Source organism: Desulfothermus naphthae, from assembly GCF_054657475.1.
In genome coordinates this window covers 239,704-257,825 of sequence record NZ_BAAHYQ010000002.1, presented here as the reverse complement: position 1 = coordinate 257,825, position 18,122 = coordinate 239,704, and the positions used below count along the sequence as shown (strand labels likewise).

17 protein-coding genes and 1 pseudogene are annotated in these 18,122 nt (G+C 32.6%); all 18 read left to right on the top strand.

Features of this window, described 5'->3' with window-relative positions; translation table 11 throughout:
• Positions 1-177: 177 nt before the first annotated feature.
• On the top strand, positions 178-2,004 hold the full coding sequence (asnB, locus tag ACYQ1E_RS10655; protein WP_459879067.1) for an asparagine synthase (glutamine-hydrolyzing): 1,827 nt from the start codon (positions 178-180) through the stop codon (positions 2,002-2,004).
• 168 nt (positions 2,005-2,172) lie between these two features.
• A complete protein-coding gene (locus tag ACYQ1E_RS10650) occupies positions 2,173-3,282 on the top strand; it encodes a glycosyltransferase family 4 protein (RefSeq protein WP_459879065.1) in 1,110 nt (369 codons plus the stop codon).
• Positions 3,283-3,509: 227 nt separating this feature from the next.
• Complete coding sequence (locus tag ACYQ1E_RS10645) at positions 3,510-3,797, top strand: MarR family EPS-associated transcriptional regulator (protein WP_459879063.1); 288 nt, start codon at positions 3,510-3,512, stop codon at positions 3,795-3,797.
• 96 nt (positions 3,798-3,893) lie between these two features.
• On the top strand, positions 3,894-4,850 hold the full coding sequence (locus ACYQ1E_RS10640) for a Gfo/Idh/MocA family protein (RefSeq protein WP_459879061.1): 957 nt from the start codon (positions 3,894-3,896) through the stop codon (positions 4,848-4,850).
• 20 nt (positions 4,851-4,870) lie between these two features.
• Entirely contained in the window at positions 4,871-5,446 is a 576-nt protein-coding gene (locus ACYQ1E_RS10635; protein WP_459879059.1) for an acyltransferase, read from the top strand.
• Positions 5,447-5,662: 216 nt separating this feature from the next.
• Positions 5,663-6,208 carry a transposase gene (locus ACYQ1E_RS10630; protein WP_459879358.1) on the top strand — a complete coding sequence of 182 codons (546 nt, stop codon included), beginning with the start codon at positions 5,663-5,665 and terminating at the stop codon, positions 6,206-6,208.
• 160 nt (positions 6,209-6,368) lie between these two features.
• Entirely contained in the window at positions 6,369-7,466 is a 1,098-nt protein-coding gene (gene wecB, locus ACYQ1E_RS10625; protein ID WP_459879057.1) for a non-hydrolyzing UDP-N-acetylglucosamine 2-epimerase, read from the top strand.
• Positions 7,459-8,643 carry a hypothetical protein gene (locus ACYQ1E_RS10620; RefSeq protein WP_459879055.1) on the top strand — a complete coding sequence of 395 codons (1,185 nt, stop codon included), beginning with the start codon at positions 7,459-7,461 and terminating at the stop codon, positions 8,641-8,643. The genes wecB (ACYQ1E_RS10625) and ACYQ1E_RS10620 overlap by 8 nt, the downstream gene beginning before the upstream one ends.
• Complete coding sequence (locus ACYQ1E_RS10615; protein WP_459879053.1) at positions 8,622-9,941, top strand: lipopolysaccharide biosynthesis protein; 1,320 nt, start codon at positions 8,622-8,624, stop codon at positions 9,939-9,941. Before ACYQ1E_RS10620 ends, ACYQ1E_RS10615 begins: the two co-directional genes overlap by 22 nt.
• Positions 9,910-11,271, top strand: a complete 1,362-nt coding sequence (locus ACYQ1E_RS10610) for a phenylacetate--CoA ligase family protein (protein ID WP_459879051.1) — start codon at positions 9,910-9,912, stop codon at positions 11,269-11,271. The genes ACYQ1E_RS10615 and ACYQ1E_RS10610 overlap by 32 nt, the downstream gene beginning before the upstream one ends.
• Before the next feature lie 61 nt (positions 11,272-11,332).
• Positions 11,333-12,532 (top strand): glycosyltransferase family 4 protein, encoded by a 1,200-nt coding sequence (locus ACYQ1E_RS10605; protein ID WP_459879049.1) that lies wholly within the window; start codon positions 11,333-11,335, stop codon positions 12,530-12,532.
• Between the two features lie 191 nt (positions 12,533-12,723).
• Positions 12,724-13,662: pseudogene (locus ACYQ1E_RS10600) on the top strand (transposase).
• An 80-nt stretch (positions 13,663-13,742) separates the two neighbouring features.
• Positions 13,743-13,985 carry a hypothetical protein gene (locus ACYQ1E_RS10595; RefSeq protein ID WP_459879047.1) on the top strand — a complete coding sequence of 81 codons (243 nt, stop codon included), beginning with the start codon at positions 13,743-13,745 and terminating at the stop codon, positions 13,983-13,985.
• Entirely contained in the window at positions 13,957-14,352 is a 396-nt protein-coding gene (locus ACYQ1E_RS10590) for a glycosyltransferase family protein (RefSeq protein WP_459879045.1), read from the top strand. The genes ACYQ1E_RS10595 and ACYQ1E_RS10590 overlap by 29 nt, the downstream gene beginning before the upstream one ends.
• Positions 14,300-14,851 (top strand): glycosyltransferase, encoded by a 552-nt coding sequence (locus tag ACYQ1E_RS10585; RefSeq protein WP_459879356.1) that lies wholly within the window; start codon positions 14,300-14,302, stop codon positions 14,849-14,851. The genes ACYQ1E_RS10590 and ACYQ1E_RS10585 overlap by 53 nt, the downstream gene beginning before the upstream one ends.
• Positions 14,848-15,936, top strand: a complete 1,089-nt coding sequence (wecB, locus tag ACYQ1E_RS10580) for a non-hydrolyzing UDP-N-acetylglucosamine 2-epimerase (protein ID WP_459879043.1) — start codon at positions 14,848-14,850, stop codon at positions 15,934-15,936. The genes ACYQ1E_RS10585 and wecB (ACYQ1E_RS10580) overlap by 4 nt, the downstream gene beginning before the upstream one ends.
• A 123-nt stretch (positions 15,937-16,059) precedes the next feature.
• Positions 16,060-17,121, top strand: coding sequence for an IS630 family transposase (locus ACYQ1E_RS10575; protein WP_459879041.1), 1,062 nt, complete (start codon positions 16,060-16,062; stop codon positions 17,119-17,121).
• 99 nt (positions 17,122-17,220) lie between these two features.
• Positions 17,221-17,733, top strand: coding sequence for a hypothetical protein (locus tag ACYQ1E_RS10570; protein WP_459879039.1), 513 nt, complete (start codon positions 17,221-17,223; stop codon positions 17,731-17,733).
• Positions 17,734-18,122 lie beyond the last annotated feature (389 nt).

Below are 18,122 nucleotides of genomic sequence, written 5' to 3'. Positions count from 1 at the left end.
TGGAAAATGTAACAAGTGCCCTTGATTATGAAATCCATAGAGAGATCATGGATGAAATATAGGAGATCAGCAAAGGCAAAACCTGTTAATAGGGCTCATGGATAATCTACTTTAAAAATCCGTGACAAGGTTTACATGGTTGGAAATAAAACGAAAATAGAGGTAATAAATTAAAGTATGTGCGGAATAGCCGGTGGAATTGATGTAAATGTTGATTTTAAGTTTTTGCATAATAGCTTAAAACATCGTGGACCTGATGATTTAGGTATTTTTAAAAAAAACAATTTATTTCTACTTCATACCCGCCTTGCCATACAGGATATAAAAAAAGGAAAACAACCTTTTTCTTTTAAGCACTATACTATTATATTTAATGGAGAAATTTACAATCACAGAGAGTTAAGGACTGCATACTTAAAAGATTTTAATTTTCAAACAGATTCTGATACCGAAACTCTCCTTTATCTTTACATAAAATTTAAGGAAAATCTATTTAACAAAATAGATGGAATGTTTGCTTTTGCAATTTATGATGATAAAGAGAAAATTTTATTTTTAGCACGAGATAGAGCAGGAAAAAAGCCTTTATATATTTATCATAAAGATAATATCTTCTTTTTTGCAAGTGAGTTGAATTCTTTTCTATTTTTGACAAATTTGCAAATAGATGAACAAGCTATAGAGACTTACCTAAGATGCGGTTTATTCCCCTTTCAAACTACTTGTTATAAAAATGTTTTTAAACTTAAAAATGGGTATTATGCTATATATGACATCAAAAAAAGAGAGATAAAAAAACACGTATACTTTAATATCTTAAATTATTACAAAAATGAAAAAATCTCAGAAGAAAATGAAACGCTAGATAGCCTTGAAAACAGATTGAATATTAGCGTTAAAAATAGGTTATTGTCTTCTGATCTTGAAGTTGGAGCTTTTTTAAGTGGTGGAATAGATAGTTCCCTAATTGTTGCTATTGCTTCAAGACATGTTAATAAATTGAAGACATTTACAGTAAAATTCAAAGGTGCTTATGATGAATCTCATCTAGCAAGGTTGACTGCAAAAAAATATGCAACCGAACATCACGAAATTGAAATAACAATGAATTTAAAAAATGATATAGAAAAAATATTGTCCAATTATGGAATGCCATTTTTTGATTCAAGTGCAATTCCAAGTTTTTATGTAAGTAGAGAAGCAAAGAAATATTTAACAGTAATACTAAATGGTGATGGAGCAGATGAACTGTTTGCAGGATATAGACGATATGTTCCTATGGTAAATAATATAATAAACATAGCTAAAAATTTTTCTTTTCTAACAAAATTATTACCAAAATCAAATAATAAAAAATCATACTACAATTATCTTTACAGACTTTTAAGCATGAGTTCAAAAAAGGGCATTGATTTTTACCTGTCTGCAACGACGGATATTTTTGAAGATATATACACTTTTGGTAAAAACGATTTAATAGAAAATTTAAAGGAATACATACGAAATATATTAAACGACAAAGAGTTAACAAATCTTTCAAAAATGTTGTATCTTGACTTTGAGTTGATACTTTTTTCTGATTTGCTTGTAAAGATGGATATTGCAACAATGGCACACTCATTAGAAGGACGCAGTCCTTTTTTGAGCAAATATATACTGGAATTTGCCCCCAAAATTGACGACAATTTGAAAATAAAAAAGCTGACAACAAAGTATATTTTAAGGCAATTAGCAAAAAAATATTTAGCAAACGAATTAATTAATCAGCCAAAAAGGGGCTTTGAAGTCCCGCTAAAGGATTGGGTAAATAAAGAATTGAAAGAATTTATTTTTGATTATTTACAAAAAGGTTGTTATTCGGAAAATTTCATAAAAAGAAATTTTATCGATGATTTGTTAAATAAGAAGATAAGTATTTCAGAAGAAAAAAGGGCAAAGATGTTATGGGCGATGGTCTGTTTGGAAGTGTGGAAAAACAGAATACATAAATCTAATATTTATTGATGAAGCTAATACCCTTTGTTTAAAAGAGAAAATTAATTTTGAAGATATGCTACAATGTCTTTATGCCAAGTATAACAAATACAATATTCTTACCACAAATAATAAAAAGTTTTACAGTTGTGGAATTAAAATAATGACAAGTAAAGATTTTATTGAAAAATTAAAATAATGAAAATAGCCTTTCTTTCTCATTTAGATTTAAATTTATATCTTTTTAGATTACCGATAATGGTAGAATTAGTGAAGCGCAATTATCGTGTTTTTGCCGTATGTCCTAAAGGCGAATATTTTGAAAAATTTAAAGACTTTGGTGTGATAGCAGTTGACTATGAGATTGAAAGAAATAGTTTGAATCCTTTTAAAGAGTTAAAAACAATATGCAGTATAAAAAATTCAATAAATAAAATAAATGCCGATATTTTGCATACATTTATGCACAAACCCAATATTTATGGCAATCTAACAGGACATAAAAAAAGGATAAACACAGTCACTGGTCTAGGAAGTTTTTTTGTCCACAACAACGCAAAGTCCAAAGTTGTAAGAAAGATAATTGAATTTTTATATAAAATGACGACAAAAGACACAAAAGCGATTGTGTTTCAAAATGGAGATGATTATAAATATTTTATTGAGAAAAATATTGTTTCTAAAGATAAAGCTGTTGTAATCAGATCAAGTGGAATAGATACAGAAATGTTTAATCCTGCACCAAAGCCTATAAATCTTATAAAAAAATTTGATTTAAATCTCCAAAAACCAATTATCTTAATGATAGCAAGAGTAATAAAAGACAAAGGCGTGCTTGAATATATAGAAGCTGCCGAGATTTTAAAAGAAAAAGCTCAATTTGTCTATGTGGGCGATGTTGATAAGGGTAATAAGAATGCCTTTTTGCCTGATTGGAAGTCTGTTAAATGGCTTGGGTTTCAGAAAAACATAAAAGAAATAATAGCAATGAGTGATATTGTGACTTTACCAAGTTTTTATAGAGAAGGTGTGCCAAGAACATTGCTTGAAGCAGGGAGCATGGGAAAGCCATTAGTCACAACAGATGTTACTGGTTGTAGAGAAGTGGTGAAAAACAATTTCAATGGTTTTTTAGTGCCAGCCAGAAATCCAATAGAACTTGCAAAGGCAATAGAAAAACTAATAAATAATAAACAGTTAAGGGAACAATTTGGCAAGAACTCAAGAGAGTATATCAAAAAAAATTTTGACATAAAAATAGTCGTATCAAAATACCTAGAGTTGTATAATTTTGTGCTAACTAGTTAAATTTATAGAAAAATCTTTACAAATTAAACTTTTAAGTAACAAAAACCCTATGTCTCAGGAAAGATGTGGCGACGAAACGGTAATAGCGCTAATTACACGGGTTTTTCTATAACCCTTTTGCCTTAGGCCCTCAAAAATTCCACACAGATTTACTCCCCTACAATCTTCTTGACATTTTAAAATCAATGATATATTTGCGTTCAATTAACGAACAAAAGGAACTGAATATGGAAAAGGAAGAGTCTATTATTAAACTTTTAAATATTATTTATAAAAACCCGCAGGCGTCTCAAAGGGAAATAGCTAAATCAATTGGAATATCTCTTGGCAAAACCAACTATATTATTAAAGAACTTGTTAAAAAAGGTGTTATAAAAACAGAGAGATTTTTAAATTCAAAAAATAAATGGGCATACAAATACCTACTTACTCCAAAGGGCGTGAAAGAAAAAGCTAGGATAACCCGGGATTTTGTGAAAAGAAAGATGAAAGAGTATGAGGAGTTGTTGGACTGAGGGGATAAGGTTTGAAATTCAAGGTTTAAGGATTAACATTTAAGGAACGTAGAAGATAGAATTTTTTCACAATCCTTTATAAAAGGAGAAAAATTAATGAAACGTTTTGCTTTAATTGGAGCAGCAGGATATATAGCACCCCGTCACATGAAGGCCATTAAGGAAACAGGAAATGTTTTAGTGGCAGCATTTGATCCTAATGATAGTGTTGGAATAATTGATTCCTTTTTTCCTGAGGCCCATTTTTTTGTGGAATTTGAAAGATTTGATCGTCATGTAGACAAATTAAGACGTAAAGGTCAAAAAATAGATTATGTGTCTATATGTTCTCCAAATTATTTGCATGATGCTCATATCCGTTTTGCTTTAAGAAACCAAGCAGATGCTATTTGTGAGAAACCGATTGTTTTAAATCCTTGGAATTTAGACGCATTAGAGGAAATAGAAGAAGAAACAGGCAAGAAGGTCTATAATATTTTGCAGTTAAGAGTTCATCCTTCGCTAATCACATTAAAAAAACAAATTGATAAAGAATGGGAACAGAAAAAGGATAAATATAAAATTGACTTGACTTACATTACTTCAAGAGGAAAATGGTATTTTATTTCATGGAAAGGTGATATTCAAAAATCAGGTGGAGTTGCAACAAATATTGGAGTTCATTTTTTCGATATGCTAATTTGGATTTTTGGAACAGTAAAACATCAAGAAGTGCATTATTCAGAACCACTAAAGAAGATGGCAGGTTATATAGAGCTTGAAAAGGCAGAAGTGAGGTGGTTTTTATCTGTGGATGCCAGGGATTTGCCTGAAGAAGCCGTGAAAGAAAATAAAAGAACTTATAGATCAATTACTGTAGATGGAAAAGAAATAGAATTTTCAGGGGTATTTGCTGATCTTCATACTATTGTCTATAAGGATATTTTAAAAGGCGGAGGATTTGGAATTAAAGATGCAAGACCATCAATCGAATTGGTTTATAGAATTAGAAATATTAAACCAATTGGTTTTAATGAAAGAGTGCATCCTTTAGCAGAACAAAAATTAAAATAATTTTTATGAAAGATTTTTATATGGATAATTTTTTTGTACACCCTTCTTCTTATATAGATAAAAATGTTTCTATTGGAGATGGAACAAAAATCTGGCATTTTTGCCATATACTGCCAAATACTACCATAGGTGAAAATTGTTCTTTTGGACAGAATTGTGTTGTAGGTCCTAATGTAAAAATTGGAAATAGAGTAAAAGTTCAAAATAATGTATCTATTTATGAAGGAGTAGAAATTGAAGATGATGTTTTTCTAGGTCCTTCGTGTGTATTTACAAATGTAATAAATCCAAGAGCGTTTATAAATAGAAGAAGTGAATTTAAGAAAACTTTATTAAAAAAAGGATGTACCATAGGAGCAAACGCCACAATTATTTGTGGAATTACAATTGGACAGTATGCACTAATTGGAGCTGGTGCAGTTGTAAATAAAAATGTGCCAGCATTTGCTTTGATGGTAGGAATTCCTGCCAAGAGAATTGGCTGGGTTGATAAGGGTGGCAACAGAATGGAGTTTGATGAAGAAGGAATTGCAATTGATAGTTATGATGGCACAAAGTATACTATAGTTGATGGACAAGTGAGGGAGTTGGAATAGTGAAAGAGTGAAAGTGAAGGTGAACTTTGAGGATGAGAGTGAATGTGTCTTGCCTCAGACGGAATTGGAATTTTCCTCAAAGTATGTTAGCAAAGATTAAACTTTGAGGAGAAGAGTTATGAGTAAGAAAAGAAGACATTACACCCCACAAGAAAAAGTGATGATTTTGAAGAAAAATCTATTGGACAATATACTTCTATCAGATGTATATGAAATATAATATACATCAGAGGAACCTTTTATTATTTGTGTAGTATTTTAGATGGTTATAGTCTATATATCGTACATTGGGAGATAAGGGAGAAAATGAGAGAAGCAGATATGGAGATAATACTTCAAAGGGCAAAAGAGAAATTTCCAGACAATAGTCCTCGTATAATATCTGATAATGGTCCTCAATTTATTGCAAAAGATTTTAAGGAGTTTATCCGAGTAATGGGAATGAGTCATGTACGCACTTCTCCTTATTATCCTCAGAGCAATGGAAAAATAGAGAGATGGCATCAAAGTTTAAAGAAAGAGTGTATACGGCTCCACTGCCCTATCTCCCTCAGTGATGCCAGGAGAATAGTAGGTGATTTTGTAGAATACTACAATTCTAAACGTCTTCATAGTGCCATAGGATACATAACGCCAAAAGATAAGCTTGAAAATAAAATTATGCTTAGGGTACAATACAAAAAAATAATAGTCCCTTCGCCAGGGGCAAAGGAGTGGGCGTCCCGGGGACATCTATCTTTTATAGACCTTTTTGTAAATTAAAATTAGCTTATTTTTATTTGGGAAAATCCCTTTTCACGCTGAACCAAGACAACTCAAACACCTATTAATGCCCAACTTGGAACAAAAATCGTTTTCCTTATGAAAAGGATGATTTTGCAGAGAAAATAGTGACAATTTTGTCTTCTAGGAGTGGCCAGATATGATAAAAATTTTGGGAGTTGTGGGAGCACGGCCTAATTTCATGAAGATAGATCCTGTGTTTCGAGTCTTAGAACAAGAACCGCAGAAATTTTCAACTTTTTTAGTGCATACTGGCCAACATTATGATAACAAAATGTCTAAAATTTTCTTCCTAGATTTAGGGCTCCGTTCTCCTGATGTAAATTTGGGGGTTGGATCCGGCACCCATGCTGAGCAAACAGGAATGGTTATGATCCGTTTGGAACGCGTGCTTTTGGAACAAAGGCCAGACTTAATTTTAGTAGTTGGAGATGTCAATTCAACTCTTGCCGCGGCAATTACAGCAGCGAAACTTCATATTCCAGTGGCCCATATTGAAGCTGGACTTCGCTCTTTTGATCGTAAAATGCCTGAAGAAATAAATCGAATTGTGGTTGATGCTCTATCCACTTATCTTTTTACACCCTCACGTGACGCCAATGAAAACTTGAGGAGCGAAGGTATACCAGAAGAACATATTTATTTTGTTGGTAATGTAATGATCGATACTTTATTTCGTTGTCGCACGCTTGCTGAGCAGTCATCTATTTTTAACCAGCTTGGACTTAATAAAAAAGATAAATATGCCTTATCAACCTTGCATAGGCCCAGTAATGTGGATAATCCTGAAATCCTGGCAGAAATCTTGGAAGCACTATTAAGAATTCAGGAGGAGATACCCATAATTTTCCCAATTCATCCTCGCACCAAAAAACAGATTCAGAAATTTGGACTTCAACCTATACTTGAGAAGGCGCATAATATACGAATTATCTCTCCATTAGGCTATATAGACTTCCTTGCATTAGAATCTCATGCAACCTTTGTTCTTACCGATAGTGGAGGTATTCAGGAAGAAACAACAGTACTTGGCGTTCCTTGTCTTACAATGCGTGAAAATACTGAACGCCCAGCAACCATAACCCAAGGAACCAACCAGCTTGTAGGGCATGATAAAAATAAAATTATAGCAGCAGCATTTAAAATCTTAGACGGTCAAATGCCGCAAGGGCAAATCCCGGAACTCTGGGACGGACATGCTGCAGAACGCATAGTAGAGGTGTTAAAAAATGCTTGAACTAGTAAGATGTTCAATTGAGCGGTTAGACCAATGGCTTTCCCAGAATGGGTGGACTGGATATGATCCTTATGACTTAAGGGGACTTCCTTTTTTTACAAAAAACAATCCCTCTCTTTTAAGAAAAATACTAAGAAAAGGTATTTTGAAACTAGAATTATTTGCACCTCACCTTCTAAGAAAATTTTTTCGTGTTAAGAAAGAAATAAATTCAAAGGCAATGGGGTTATTTGGTGATGCTTATCTTAACCTTTATCTTGCTACTGGTAAGTCTTATTACTTATCTAAAGCTAACGAGGCAATTCAGTGGCTTGATAAAAATTATAGCAAGGGTTACTCTGGTAAATGCTGGGGGTATCCATTTGATTGGCAATCGCGTATTTTCATCCCGCGAGATACCCCATCCAGTGTAGTCAGTGCAACTATAGGAAATGCCTATTGGAATTTTTATAAACTTACTGGTGAAAAGAAATATTTCGCAACCTGTGAAAGTATATGTAACTTTTTCATAAATGATTTGAACATTGACCGACTGAGCAGAGATAAGATCTGTTTCAGCTATACTCCACTTGATAATTTTCACGTTCACAACGCCAATCTTTTTGTAGCAGAATTCCTTATTAGAGTTGGGAAAGAAATCGGTAATGAAAAGTTTATTGATCATGGCCTATATGCTGTAAATTTTACATTAAGTGAACAAAAACCAGAAGGCTCAATTTGTTATTGGGGGCGTGATCAGAGTAATGAGTGTCATATAGATCATTATCACAGTGGTTTTGAGATTCGAAGTTTATACTCCATCTGGAAACTTACAGGAGAAGAAAGAATTCGTAAGTCTGTGGAAAAATACTATCGTTTCTACCGAATTAATTTATTTGAGAATAAAACTATTCCAAAGCTAACCCCTCAAAGCACATACCCCATTAACATTCACGCTTGTGCAGAGGCTTTGATATGCAATGCTACTTTAGCTCTAGATTTACCAGAAGCAAAAGAATATTTGAAGAACACTACCTATTGGATTATTAAAAATATGCAAGATAAAACCGGATATTTTTTCTATATGATTTATAACCTTAAAGGGATTAAATGGAAGGTGAAAATTCCCTATATTAGATGGGGACAGGCATGGATGCTAAAGGGTCTAAGTGAAGTATGGAAATTAGAGAACAAGTAAACAGGACCGTAACTGAGTTCAGGGACTACTTTTTTTCTCGGACTGCTCGACAGACAGTTACTCTATATGCATCCCAAATTTTGCTTATGGCATTAGGAGTAGTAATTAATTCCCTGAATGCTCGAATATTAGGCCCAAAGGACTATGGTATCCTGGCTTTTTTTGGAACAGTAATAGGTTTTTCTGTTTTATTCTTTCGTTTTGGATTTTTTAGCTCCATTGGCTTGCTTTTGGCGCATGAAAAGAATAAAAATAATAAAGAGAGAGAGCTAATTGGAGCATCAATTTTAATAGGGCTTTTAGTAGGAATTAGCTATTCTTTATTTATTTTTATTTCCAGTTTTTTTATTGATAATATTTTTAGAACAAACATTAATCACATTTTAAGAATTTTTTCGCCCATATTGGTGATTTTACCTTTTCAGATGTTAATTCCTCAGATTGGAAGGGGAACAAATAAAATATACCATTTAGCTTGGTTTAATATTATACCCAAAAGTTTATATATTATTGGGGTGATATCATTGCTATTATTGAAACTTATCCGAATAAAAGTTTCTACTTTAATTTTAATAAATCTGATGAGCACATTTGTGGGTGTTATAATTATAAGTTGTAGTTTTAAGCCTTTATTCAGTAATCTGAAAGAAAATTTAAAAAAGATATGGCAGAAAAATAAAGAATATGGTTTTCATCTTTATTGGGGGCAGATTGCTGACCAGTCAACCTATAAATTAGATGGAATTTTTATCAGCTATTTTGTTAACACAACACAGCTTGGTTTTTACTCATTGGCAAATGCTCTTACCTCACCGCTGGCGATGCTATCCCAATCTCTTTCTACAAGCTTATTTAAGGATTTTGCTAGTAAAAACCAAATACCTAAGAGGATTATTCAACTAAATTTCCTGTGGCTATTTGTTGGTGCAGCTGGTCTGGTTCTGTTTGGGAGATTTATCGTGGTTCTTCTCTTTACCAATAAATTTCTTCATGTGGTGTCTTTGATTCTGCCGTTAGCACTGGCATCGTTTTTTCAGGGAATGTATCAGCCGTATAATATGTTTTTGGATGTGAAAGGGAAAGGAACATGGTTGAGAAATATGTCAGTGATAGCAGCGGTTATTAATGTCGTTGGTAATATTATTTTAATTCCTGCTTTTGGGACTTATGGAGCTGCAATAGCTAGTTTTGCTTCAAGGGCAACGAGTTATATAGTTCATTTAAGATATTATTATCAATTTATACAGCCGAACGAGGAAGAATGCCATGATAAAACGATTCGCAAAGAAACTTTATAAAAAAATGGTACCCTTTCCATATAACCTTGGGTTTAAGTTTGCTAAAGTTTATAATGAATTATTAAAAACCCAGTGGTGGTCTAAGGAAAAACTTGAGCAGTTGCAGCTTAAAAAATTGCGACTAATACTTGAACATGCTTATAAAAATGTTCCTTTTTATAGACAAATCTTTAAGGAGAGAGGTTTAAAGCCAGAAGATATAAGAAATCTTGAAGATATACGCGAATTACCTTTTATTATAACCAAAGATCAGATCCAAAATAATCTTAAGTTATTTCTTGCGCGAAATATGGATGAATATGCTCCATGGCCTTTTGAAACTGGAGGATCTACTGGAAAACCCCTAAGGTTTTATAACGATAGGATCTCAGATCTTATGGAATCTGCATTTGTTTGGAGGTACAGAGTCTGGGCTGGTTATACTCCTAACGACAGACAAGTCATAATGAGGTATAAAACAGATTTTCCGCCTTCCACCGATAAGGAAGCCCCTCGTTTTCAAGATGATAATATTTTATATCTTTCAGCATTTCATGTAAAGGAATCTAATCTCAATGACTATGTTTCTAAAATTCGAACTTTCAAGCCCAAAGCAATTTGGAGTTTTCCATCAACTCTTTATATCATAGCTAAATATATGTTAGAACAAAATATATCGCCTTTTGAGGGATTGAAATGTATAACAACTTCTTCTGAAACATTATTTCCACATTTTAGAAGTACCATTGAGAAAGCATTTGGAGCAAAAATTTATGATTGGTATGGAAGCAATGAGCGTGTTGTTAGTGCAGCTGAGTGCGAAGAAGGACGGATGCATATAAATTCTGAATATGGTCTGTTAGAAGTGGTGAATGCAAAAGGTGAACCTGTTAAGCCTGGTGAGATAGGAATTATTATAGGGACAGCTTTTCATAAACTTGCAATGCCTTTTATAAGATATCAATTAGGAGATATGGCTATATTGTCTGATGAAAAGTGCCTTTGCGGGCGGGGTTTACCTATAATTCAGTCTATTGAAGGAAGAATGGACGATTTGATAATTACTAAAGATGGACGTTTTGTAGGGCGCTTGGACGAAGCATTTCACGAGAGTTTTGGAATTAAGATGAGTCAAATTATACAAAAGCAGCCAGGTAGTATAATAGTTAAAATTGTTAGGGGGAAAAATTTTTCCCCAAAGGATATAGAAAAACTTTATACCCAATTACAAAAACGCCTTGGAAAAGATATGGAAATCAAATATGAGTTTGTTGAGGAGATTGCTAGGGTAGGGAGAGGAAAGTACAGATTTGTAATTTCAGAAATTGATATAGGTAAAATTTATAGATAGAAAATTTTGAATTTGGTATAAAGCAATAAAAAATATACTATGGTTGCAAAGGGTGAGAATAATGAAAAACAAAAAAATACTAATGTTACTTGAACATCCTTTTCCACCAGATATCAGGGTGGAGAAAGAAGCAAAAGCATTACTGAAAGCAGGATTTAATTTAAGTTTAGTGTGTGCTGATGATGGTAAAGAGGAAAATGATTGGAATGGAATGAAATTGTATAAGGTAAAATTGAAAAAAGACATTTTTTCTAAATTTAGAAGATTATCTTATATCATTCATCCCGAGTTTTATCGATATTTAGATGAGCTTTTTCAAAAAGAATATTTTGATGTATTACATGTACATGACTTGCGACTTGTTCCGACAGCTTTAAAGATAAAAGATAAATATGGATGTAAAGTAGTTGCAGATTTACATGAAAATTATCCAGCAGCTGTTAGAGAATGGAATAAAGCTAATAGTGGCATTAAAGGAATAATTTTAAGATTATTCAACAATTATAACAGGTGGTTTGCTATAGAGAAAGAAGCAGTTAAAAAAGTAGATAAGATTATAGCAGTGGTTGATGAAATGAAAGAAAGAATGGTAAGACAACATAATATTCCAGAAGATAAAATTTTGGTAGTTTCAAATCTCGAAGATGAAGATTTTGTAAAAAAAGCTAAAGTTGATGAAAATTTAATTCAAAAATATAAAGACAAATTTGTTGTGTTATACATAGGGGGATTTGGTGCTCATAGAGGAATAGATACAGCTATAAAAGGCATAAAATATATAGATAAAGACGATATCATTTTACTCCTTGTTGGAAAAGGAAGCAAAAAAATAGAAAAAGAGTTAGAAAAGCTGATAAGAGAAAATAAGTTAGAAAAGAAGATAGAAATAGTAGGTTGGCAACCTTTTGAAAAGGTATATACCTATCAAAAATTAGCTAATATTTGTATAGTTCCTCACCATGACAATGAACATACAGATAACACTATCCCCCATAAATTATATCAATATATGATGGTAGGAAGACCAGTGGTAGTATCATCTTGTTCTCCACTTGCAAGAGTAGTTAAAGAAGCAAATAGTGGATTGATCTTTAATGCAAGAGATCCTAAAGATTTTGCTAATAAAATTTTAGAGATTTATAAAAATAAGGATTTGCAAGAATATTTTTCCCAGAATGGTTTAAAATATACTTTCAATGATAGACATACGTGGCAGGAAGAAAGCAAAAAACTGATTGATATATATGAGAAAATTTTATAGTGCTACACAAACTTGATATAAAAAGATGTTTTGGAATGGAATAGAAAAAGGGGACAGGCGAATAATGCTTAACTTTCACTGTTCAACGTTCTATGTTAAAGGCTCCTAAAATATCATATAAGAGTTCTTTTTTCGAAATCATCCACTGACCACAGATAATGGGTCGCAGACACTTTAGTGAGGAGTTTTTCATGCCAAGAATAGCAAGGTTTTTAAAAGAAGATGAGCCAACAGTATATCATGTAATATCCAGGACAGCTTTGGATGGGTTGCCATTTAGAGATGAAGACAAAGAATATATGCTTGAGCTTATAAAAAAGTGGAGTAAGATCTTTTTTGTGGATGTTTTAGGATTTGCCATAATGGGTAATCATTTTCATCTTGTAGTTAGGACATATCCTGACTCTAAGGTGTCTGATGAAGAGGTCAGGGAGCGGTATAAAAAATTGTATGGAGCAAAGGAAATTAGTTCTAAATTTGAATTTGAGAGGGTTAGGAAGAAGTTATGCAGCTTGTCGTGGTATGTAAAAGAGATAAAACAGGGATTTAGCAGGTATTTTAATAAAAAGTATAATCGGCGAGGGACATTGTGGGGCGAGCGTTTTAAGAGTTTGATTGTTGAGGACTGTCTTACGCTTGTAAACTTACTTGCGTATGTTGATTTAAATGCAGTTCGAGCTGGGATTGTAAAAAGGCCAGAGGAATACAGGTGGTGTTCTTTGGGCTATCATATTCAGTCTAGTAATAAAGATAATTTATTAAGTGTTGATTTTGGAATGAAGGAATGGAAAGAGTTTGATGAGAAAGAAATAGTTAGAAAATACCGTGAATTTGTATAAGAGACGGGAGTAATAGATACTGGGAAGGGTGTTCGAATTGATGAAAATATATTGGAAAAAGGTAGAAAGAAAAATTTTCAGCTAAATTCAACTGAATTATTCAGATATAGGTGCCGTTATTTTACAGATGCAGGAGTGTTGGGAAGTAAGAATTTTGTCCAGAGAGCTTTTGAGGAGATGAAGGATTTGTTGGGTTCAAAAAAGAAGAGAAAGTTTGTGCCAGTGCTTAGGGGTTTTGGGGTATATTCGCTTAAGAGGTTGCAGGAAAGCAGTAAATATCGTGATTTTTGAAAAGAAATGGGAAAAACAGGATTTATTTTAATTGCTTTTCTTAAAATATTTAGTAAAATTTAAGTATGCATGAGATTAAGGTGAATAAAGTATTTTTAAATTGTATTTTATTATTGCTTTTCTTGATGTTTTCACTCCCTTGTTTTACTCAAAGTACAGGTTTTCCACAGGAAGATAGGGAAAGGCTTATACGTCTGGAGGCCACTCTTAAAGTATTTATGGAGCAGATAGATAAGAGATTTGAGCAGGTAGATGAAAGATTTGAGGTGATAATAAACTTTTTATGGATGCTTAATGACAAAGGTTGTATGGAAACTCTTTAGATTAGCCTTAAAGGAAAAGGCGGATGTTTATCACTTTCACGATCCAGAATTAATTCCTATTGGCTTAATTTTGAGCTTATTTGGTAAAAAGGTAATTTATGATGTGCATGAAGATGTGCCAAAGCAAATTCTTATTAAGGATTGGATAAAAAGTAATTCTGTTAGAAAATTTGTGTCTCTTTTCTTTAAGGGATTTGAGAATCTCACTTGTATTTTTTTCTCCCAAATAGTAGCTGCTACACCAGACATTGCAAAAAAATTCCCGGCCCAAAAAACTATAACAATAAGGAATTTCCCAATTTTGGAATTAATAGATAAAGCCCGTCCAATTAATAATTATATATGCTGGAGGGTTATCAAAGATTAGAGGGATTAAAGACATCATTCAAGCTATGGATTTTGTAAGAGAAAAAGCTGAATTATGGCTTTTGGTATGGGAAAGTGAAGAATATAAGGAGGAATGTGAAAGCCTAAAGGGATGGAGATATACAAAATATTTTGGTTATGCTCCTTATGGTAAGCATTATTCTTTTATAAAAGTGGCAAACATAGGAGTAATTAATTTTTTACCATTACCTAATCAACAAAAAGCTATGCCTAATAAACCTTTTGAATATAAGGCTTGCTCATTGCCCATGATTATGTCTAATTTTCCTTATTGGAAAGAAATCTTTGGAGAATGTGCCTTATTTGCAAATCCTGATGACCCAAAAGAGATTGCAGATAAGATTCTTTATCTTCTAAATAATCCTGATAAGGCTAAAAAATTGGGCAATAATGGAAGAAGGTTGGTTGAAGAAAAATATAGCTGGGAAGCAGAACAAAGAAGACTTTTAGATATTTATGAAAGGGTATTAACTAAATGAAAATTTTATCTATTGTTGGTGCGAGACCACAATTTATAAAAGCTGCTCTGGTTTCAAGAAAGTTGCGAGAAAAAGGCATTAATGAAATCCTTGTTCATACAGGACAGCATTATGATTTTAATATGTCAGATATATTTTTTCAGGAGCTCAACCTACCAAAAGCTGATTATTACCTTGGTGTAGGGTCTGGCACTCATGGTGAGCAGACGGGTAAAATGCTTATAGAGATAGAAAAGGTATTAGGTAGAGAAAAATCTGACATTGTTTTGGTATATGGAGATACAAATACAACCCTTGCTGGAGCTTTAGCCGGTGCCAAGCTTCACATCCCTGTTGCACATATAGAGGCAGGTTTACGAAGTTATAACAAGAATATGCCTGAGGAGATAAACAGGGTTTTGACAGATCATTGTTCAGATATTCTTTTTGCTCCTACTGACAAAGCAGTAGAAAACTTAAAGACAGAAGGTATAATAAAAGGTGTTTATAAAGTCGGGGATGTGATGTTTGATATGGCGCTGGAAGTTAAAAATAGGGTTAATGAGGAAAAAGTTCTTACAAAATATAGCCTCAAACCCAAAGAATTTATATTAATTACTATTCACAGGGCCGAAAATACAGATATCAAAGAAAATTTGGAGAATATCTGGAATGCTTTAAAGGATATTGCCAACTCAGGCATAAAAATGTTTTTCCCTGTTCATCCAAGGACAAAAAAGGCATTGGAAAACTATGGCTTACTAAATAAGATTTCTGAAAACTTGATTATTACAAAGCCGGTTTCTTACTTTGAGATGATTGTCCTTGAAAATAATGCAAAGGTGATAATTACAGATTCTGGAGGTGTGCAAAAGGAGGGATATTTTTTCCAAACTCCCTGTATTATCCTTAGGAATGAGACTGAATGGGTTGAACTTGTTAAAGCTGGATGGAATAAGATTGTGGGTAATAAAAAAAAAGATATTGTAAAAGAAGCTATAAAAGCTTATTATGGAGATATGAATGATAAAAAGTGGATTGACTTTTATGGGAGTGGAAATGCAAGTGACAGAATTGTAGAGATTTTAAAAAGTTATGAAATATAACGTTAATACAGATAAAAGGTACAAACTTTTGTAAGGATATTACAAAAAGAAGTGTACAGCTCCTATATTATAGTATCCTTCAGAACTTGATATAATAGGAACGATTTGATATAATGAATATTTATGAAAGGGGAACGTATTAAGGTTAAAAATGCAGAAGAGCTAAAGGAAAAATTAAAGGGTGAGAAGAAAGACAATATTTTGGTAAAACTTATTTTTCTAAATCTTATAAGAGAAGGGATAGATTTTGAAAAGGCGTGTAGCGGTTGTGGGATAGCCCAATCGACAGGATACTTATGGATAAGGGAATGGAACCAAGAGGGTTATAAAGGGATAAAAGGTAAAGGAAGAGGAAAAGGGGGAGGAAGGCCAAGTAGGCTATCAGAGGAAGATTTAAAAAAGCTTAAGGAATTACTTAAAAAGAGAGCTTATTGGACTACAAAAGAAGTAAGGGCATTGATAAAAGATACTTTTGATATAGAATACTCCCAAGACCATGTAGTAAGGATATTGAGAGATAAGCTTAAGATGCATTTTTCTAAACCATATCCGATGGATTATAGGAAACCAAAAGATGGAGAGAAGATATTAGAGAATCAACTTCAACTTACTTTTTCTCTGTTAAAGGAGAAAGGATTTAAAGAAGAGGAGATAGCAATAGGTTTTATAGATGAAACAAGTCCGCAGAACACCGCCAATACAGTAAGGGTATGGAGTTTTGAGAAGACAAGAATTATAAAAAATACAACAAAGTTCAAGACAAACACAATAGGTTTTTATGCTATAAAAGGAGAAAGTGTAAAATCATTTTTAGAAGATTCAAAAGGCTTATCAATAGCTAAGTTTTTAGAAAAGATAAGAGAAGTAAATAAGAAATATAAAGCGATAGTAGCAATAATAGATAATTTTTCATCCCATAAGAGTAAAGTAGTAAGAGAGAAGGCATCTGAGTTAGATATTTATCTAGTCTATCTTTCCCCTTATTCACCAGAGTTAAATCCTATTGAGTATATCTGGAAAAGTATAAAAAGAGTGCTTTCATTAGTTTTTGTAAAAGATATAAAAGAGATGAAGGAGGTTATATCAGAAGCATGGAATAGGTTATGTAAAAAACTAAGTTTTGCTAAAAGTTGGATAGAAAAATTTTTAAAGGGCACCCCATATTATATGAAATTGTACGGATAACTATAACTCATTTTTTATGGGTAAAAAAATTTCAATATCAAAAATAAATGTTAATATTGACTATTGATAGACAATTAAAATTACGTAAGGAGTAAAAAAATGGAAAAAGAAGAAAGAAAAAATAAAGAGCACATTCCTACAGAATTTCAAACACTAATAGCTGGGATCTTTCCAAACACAAGGTATTTTGATGCAAGATTTGATTTGCTTCAGGTTCAAATTGACGAGTTAAAGAAAAATCAAGAGGATTTAAAGATAGGCTTAAAGGACTTAAAAGACGACATGAACTATCGTTTTGAACAAGTGGATAAGAGATTTGAACAAGTGGATAAGCGTTTTGAGCATGTATATAAAGGTATTGATGAGTTTAAGCAGGAAGTAAATAAAAGATTTGAGCAGGTGGATAAAAGATTTGAGCAGGTGGATAAAAGATTTGAGCAAGTGGATAGACGCTTTGAGCAAATTATAGCATCAATAGACAGGCTTTCAGACAAAATTGAAAACAGGGACAAAGAGCAGAGAAATTTTACATTAAAAATGTTTTCAATATCCATAGGGATATCAATATTAGGCGTTTTAGGAGCTTTTTTAAAAGTAGTAGGTGTTTTTTGATTAGATAAAACGATTACAATATTGCCAGAGTCCCCTGTGTGAGGAAAAATGAGTCGTAGAAGGATAAGATGAACGCAGCAATTCTCGGTGAGTTGGTAAACTTAGGATTTACAAGGAAATAGGAAAAAAATTATAATTATTTTTCGTAAAATATATTCGAGAATAAAAAAGAAATTCTTCGCTTGACGCTTTTTTTCTAGAGAGGCTATTTCTAAATTATGAAAAAATTTTATTTACGTTGAACCAAGATACCCCCTATGTCTCAGGAAAAATGTCATTAGAAATCGCTAGAAAACTGTAATGGCTCCAATTACATGTGATTGAGTATCTAGAGGGTATATTATAGATGCGAATATTCAAATTAACAGGTTATAAATATCATTTATAGG

Excerpts from the sequence above, each read along its gene's own strand:
- asnB (WP_459879067.1), top strand. The coding sequence starts at position 178 with ATGTGCGGAATAGCCGGTGGAATTGATGTAAATGTTGATTTTAAGTTT.
- ACYQ1E_RS10650 (WP_459879065.1), top strand. The coding sequence starts at position 2,173 with ATGAAAATAGCCTTTCTTTCTCATTTAGATTTAAATTTATATCTTTTT.
- ACYQ1E_RS10645 (WP_459879063.1), top strand. The coding sequence starts at position 3,510 with ATGGAAAAGGAAGAGTCTATTATTAAACTTTTAAATATTATTTATAAA.
- ACYQ1E_RS10640 (WP_459879061.1), top strand. The coding sequence starts at position 3,894 with ATGAAACGTTTTGCTTTAATTGGAGCAGCAGGATATATAGCACCCCGT.
- ACYQ1E_RS10635 (WP_459879059.1), top strand. The coding sequence starts at position 4,871 with ATGGATAATTTTTTTGTACACCCTTCTTCTTATATAGATAAAAATGTT.
- wecB (WP_459879057.1), top strand. The coding sequence starts at position 6,369 with ATGATAAAAATTTTGGGAGTTGTGGGAGCACGGCCTAATTTCATGAAG.
- ACYQ1E_RS10620 (WP_459879055.1), top strand. The coding sequence starts at position 7,459 with ATGCTTGAACTAGTAAGATGTTCAATTGAGCGGTTAGACCAATGGCTT.
- ACYQ1E_RS10615 (WP_459879053.1), top strand. The coding sequence starts at position 8,622 with ATGGAAATTAGAGAACAAGTAAACAGGACCGTAACTGAGTTCAGGGAC.
- ACYQ1E_RS10610 (WP_459879051.1), top strand. The coding sequence starts at position 9,910 with ATGATAAAACGATTCGCAAAGAAACTTTATAAAAAAATGGTACCCTTT.
- ACYQ1E_RS10605 (WP_459879049.1), top strand. The coding sequence starts at position 11,333 with ATGAAAAACAAAAAAATACTAATGTTACTTGAACATCCTTTTCCACCA.
- ACYQ1E_RS10590 (WP_459879045.1), top strand. The coding sequence starts at position 13,957 with ATGACAAAGGTTGTATGGAAACTCTTTAGATTAGCCTTAAAGGAAAAG.
- wecB (WP_459879043.1), top strand. The coding sequence starts at position 14,848 with ATGAAAATTTTATCTATTGTTGGTGCGAGACCACAATTTATAAAAGCT.
- ACYQ1E_RS10575 (WP_459879041.1), top strand. The coding sequence starts at position 16,060 with ATGAAAGGGGAACGTATTAAGGTTAAAAATGCAGAAGAGCTAAAGGAA.
- ACYQ1E_RS10570 (WP_459879039.1), top strand. The coding sequence starts at position 17,221 with ATGGAAAAAGAAGAAAGAAAAAATAAAGAGCACATTCCTACAGAATTT.